This is a genomic window from Pseudomonas sp. (assembly GCF_050739655.1).
In the GTDB taxonomy this organism is placed as follows: domain Bacteria; phylum Pseudomonadota; class Gammaproteobacteria; order Pseudomonadales; family Pseudomonadaceae; genus Aquipseudomonas.
The window spans coordinates 1-3,216 of sequence record NZ_JBOIBY010000006.1 but is presented as its reverse complement, the minus strand read 5'-3'; the positions used below and the strand labels follow the sequence as shown (position 1 = coordinate 3,216).

At 58.6% G+C, this 3,216-nt stretch carries 2 protein-coding genes; one reads left to right on the top strand and one right to left on the bottom strand.

Annotated features, from left to right (window positions below; all coding sequences use genetic code 11):
• Positions 1-836: 836 nt before the first annotated feature.
• The gene (locus ACRESJ_RS00330) at positions 837-1,004 is read right to left on the bottom strand and encodes a hypothetical protein (RefSeq protein ID WP_431756089.1); all 168 of its coding nucleotides are present in this window, start codon (positions 1,002-1,004) and stop codon (positions 837-839) included.
• A gap of 214 nt (positions 1,005-1,218) precedes the next feature.
• On the opposite strand from ACRESJ_RS00330, the gene ACRESJ_RS00325 reads away from it, so the two are divergent.
• Positions 1,219-3,213 (top strand): alpha-1,4-glucan--maltose-1-phosphate maltosyltransferase, encoded by a 1,995-nt coding sequence (locus ACRESJ_RS00325; protein WP_431756088.1) that lies wholly within the window; start codon positions 1,219-1,221, stop codon positions 3,211-3,213.
• Positions 3,214-3,216 lie beyond the last annotated feature (3 nt).

Genomic DNA, 3,216 nt, shown 5'->3' with positions numbered 1-3,216 from the left:
TCAGGCGGGTGTATCTGCGGTGTGTCGTCAGTGGTGGGGATTGAAGGATTGTTGTGTCAGGGACGGGGCTGTACACACTTTGATACGTAGCAATATCAACCGTACCACTGGACACTGGGGGAGCGGGCTTGCCCGCGAAGAGGCCGGAACATCCAACATTGATGCTGACTGACCCGACGCCTTCGCGGGCAAGCCACGCTCCCACAGGGTTTTGTGGTGTCCATGGATCTAGTGGTCGACCCATGAACCTGCAGGAGCGAGGCTTGCCCGCGAAGAGGTCGGTTGCTTCAACATCTCCATTGACTGACCCACCCCCTTCGCGGGCAATCGAGCGTCGACCGGTCGCTTCTACATCGCATTACGAAGTTAGCGGGGGAGTCTGTATTGGTTCTTCAGGTTTTGGTTCCGCGCGCTGTTCCTTGCATAACTCATTCTGGCTGAAGTCGGTTTCGCGAGCGCTTGCACAGGCTCTGAGTTCTTTGAGCACCGTACTTTCACTCTGCCTGTGCCTGACACAACGTTCCGTTTTGAAGAGCAGAAACTCCAGGTTGAATATTTTCACAATGAGGCCAGCCTTTACGCAGTCGTTGCTTGGTGAGCGCACTGGTGCGTGCGCTCTTGCGAATCGTGGAAGGTGGCATGTCGAAAAATAGAGCGTTCATGGCGGCTGATGCTCATGCAGTGGGAGAAGGCGCCATGAGAGCGGATGCGAGATGGCTGGGTAAAGTGCCTGGAGGGTGAAACAGACAAGTCAGGATCGGGACTACAGCGTTTCAGGAAGTATCATACGTTTTGTAGGTGGTCGATCCCGTACGCACGGGAACGACCAACTGACTTCATTCAGGCGTAACAATCACCGGCGGCATCGTCGCTGGCGGTTCTTCCCTCGGCGGAGGGTTGGTTCCGGGCGGATCCTGTTCGGGCACTGGCTGCGGATCGGTGGGTGGGATCACCGGGTTGTCGATGTTCGGATCGGGGGTTTCGGCCGGGAATGGATTGTTCATTGGTCTTGTCTCCAGTGGCACATGGCGTGAGTCGTGCTTAAGTGGGTGGATAGTTGGTTGACCGCTGGGCGAGGGATTTGATTCAGGCCAATTGTTGATGAACTTTTCCCGGCGACGGTCGCTCGGAACTTAAGTGCATTCATTGCCGGGCGGATGCCCGGTGGGGTGAAACCAGACACGAGAGCGTCCATGGGGCGTAAAGGAGAGATGCTCGATGACGGCTGAAAAACCGACAGACCTGAGCTACAACCCGCATATGCCACTGTCGCAGGCCTTGTTGCTACCGCGCATTGCCATTGAAAACACCATGCCGACCCTCGATGGCGGCCAGTTCGCGGTCAAGGCCGTTGTAGGTCAGGACGTGGTGGTGACCTGCAAGGTGTTTGCCGATGGTCATGACAAACTCGCCGTGCGCGTGCGCTGGCAAGAGGAAGGCGATGAGGGCTGGCACAGCGAAATCATGGCCGATCAGGGCAACAATGGCTGGCAGTGCCGCTTTCGTGTGGCGCATCAGGGCCGATATGTTTTCTGCATCGAAGCCTGGATCGATCAATTCGCCAGTTTTTGCTATGAACTGGAAAAGAAACACGCCGCCGCGGTGCCGGTCAGCCTGGAGTTGCAGGAAGGGCGACTTCACGTTCAGCAAGCCGCTGAAAGGAGCGAAGGACAACTGAGCGAGCAATTGGCGGCCTTGCACCATGAACTGTCAGGCCTGCTCGAAACTGAGCAAATCGCACTGTTTTTGCACCCTCGCAGCGCCGAGCTCATGGCGCAGGCCGATCACCGCGCTTACCTGAGCCTGAGTCCCGAATACCCGGTGGAGGTCGAGCGAGAGCTTGCGCAGTTCGCCAGTTGGTATGAGTTGTTTCCGCGCTCGATCACCGACGATCCTGCCCGCCACGGCACTTTTAACGATGTGCACTCGCGATTGGCGATGATTCAGGACATGGGTTTCGACGTCCTGTACTTCCCGCCGATCCATCCGATCGGACGCAGCTTCCGCAAAGGCCCGAACAACTCCCTTACCGCAGGGCCGGACGATCCGGGCAGCCCGTATGCCATTGGCAGTGAGGAGGGCGGGCACGAAGCGATTCATTCGCAACTGGGTACCCGCGAAGATTTCCGTCGGCTGGTGGCGGCAGCGGCAGACTACGGCCTGGAGATCGCCCTCGATTTCGCCATCCAGTGTTCCCAGGATCATCCGTGGCTCAAACAGCACCCCGGCTGGTTCAACTGGCGCCCGGACGGCACGATCAAATACGCCGAGAACCCGCCGAAAAAATACCAGGACATCGTCAACGTCGACTTCTATGCCGTCGAAGCGATTCCCAGCCTGTGGGTCGAGTTGCGCGACATCGTGGTGGGTTGGGTCGAGGAGGGCGTGAAGATATTCCGCGTCGACAACCCGCACACCAAGCCGCTGCCGTTCTGGCAATGGCTGATTGCCGATGTGCGGGCGCTGTACCCCGAGGTGATCTTCCTTGCTGAGGCCTTCACTACCCCGGCGATGATGGCGCGCCTGGGCAAGGTCGGTTACTCCCAGAGCTACACCTACTTCACCTGGCGCAACACCAAGCAAGAGCTGGCGACCTATTTCACCGAGCTGAACGAGTCGCCTTGGCGCGAATGCTACCGACCGAACTTCTTCGTCAATACGCCGGACATCAACCCGGCGTTCCTGCATGAATCCGGGCGTCCGGGGTTTCTCATCCGTGCAGTGCTGGCGACCATGGGCTCGGGCCTGTGGGGCATGTATTCGGGCTTCGAGTTGTGCGAATCGGCGCCGGTGCCGGGCAAGGAGGAATACCTCGACTCTGAGAAGTACGAGATCCGCCCAAGGGACTTCACCGCGCCGGGCAACATCATTGCCGAGATCGCCCAGCTCAATCGCATCCGCCGCCAGAACCCGGCGCTGCACACGCACTTGGGGTTGAAGATCTACAACGTCTGGAATGACAACATTCTGTACTTCGGCAAGCGCAGCGCCGATGGCAGTAATTTTATTCTGGTGGCGGTCAGCCTCGACCCGCACAACCCGCAGGAGGCGAATTTTGAATTGCCGCTGTGGGAAATGGGCTTGCCCGATGATGCCAGCACCCAGGGCGAAGACTTGATGAACGGCCATCGCTGGACCTGGCATGGCAAGTACCAGTTCATGCGGCTCGACCCGGCGTATCAGCCGTTCGGGATCTGGAGGATCAGCCTGTAGCCC